This is a genomic window from Mordavella massiliensis (assembly GCF_016902415.1).
GTDB classification, from domain to species: domain Bacteria; phylum Bacillota; class Clostridia; order Lachnospirales; family Lachnospiraceae; genus Merdimonas; species Merdimonas faecigallinarum.
Genome location: NZ_JACJLV010000111.1, coordinates 1 through 887, shown reverse-complemented (window position 1 = coordinate 887; position 887 = coordinate 1). Strand labels below are relative to the sequence as shown.

The following is an 887-nucleotide window of genomic DNA, read 5'->3' as shown; positions in this document are numbered from 1 at the left end:
GCATCTTGTTTTCCGGAGCAGGCTGTGTTATGATGATTTCACATCAAATTCCCGGATATTTTTCTTCTAAATTTTCTAACATCCGGACAGAGTTTTCAGGCGTTTCAGCCAGAGATACCCAAAAGTTTGATGAAAAAATCGAATAAAGGAGGCTTTGCCTATGGGAAAAGCAAACACATCAGTGAATCAGTGGCTGAGAGACAATCACCGGTTTGCCAGCCTGTACAATGGTTATGTATTCGGGGGCCGGCAGATCATAAGGCCGGAGGAACTGGAAGACCTGGACCGGGAGACGGATATCCTGGTCACGGACAAGGCGGGAAAGACAAAAGCGGTGGGAAGGCGCAGGGATATTGTGAAACGCTGGAAGAACACGGTGAATCTGGCGATCCTGGCCTGTGAATCCCAGGATAAGATCCATTATGCCATGCCGGTCCGCTGCATGCTGTATGACGGACTGACCTATGCCGACCAGATCCGGGAACTGTGGCGGACGCACCGGGGAACTGGAGAAATCCAGGGAAAAGGGGAATTAAGTACGGAGGAGTTCCTGTCCAGATTTAGGCGGGAGGATTTCATCTATCCCATCCTTACGCTGGTATTTTATTACGATGAGAAGAAATGGGACGGGGCCACGGATCTGTATGGGATGTTTCCGCCCGGAACAGAAGAGAAGGATGGAGAGACAAAAGAGGTTTTACGGAAATATGTGCCCAACTATCGGATGAACCTGATCGATGCGGGACATATGGAAGACGCAGAACTGCAAAGACTTTCAGAAGATTTACAACAGGTACTGGGCATGTTAAAATATAGGGGCAGAAGGAAGGAGCTGCAGGGATATATACAAAAGAACGAAAAGTATTTCAGCAGTGTAGATGCGGAGA

General features: G+C 48.4%; 1 protein-coding gene. It reads left to right on the top strand.

All coding sequences use genetic code 11. From position 1 onward, the window contains the following. Positions 1-160: 160 nt before the first annotated feature. Positions 161-887: Rpn family recombination-promoting nuclease/putative transposase (locus H6A13_RS13000; RefSeq protein ID WP_204909948.1), on the top strand; the 727-nt coding region annotated here is incomplete at its 3' end.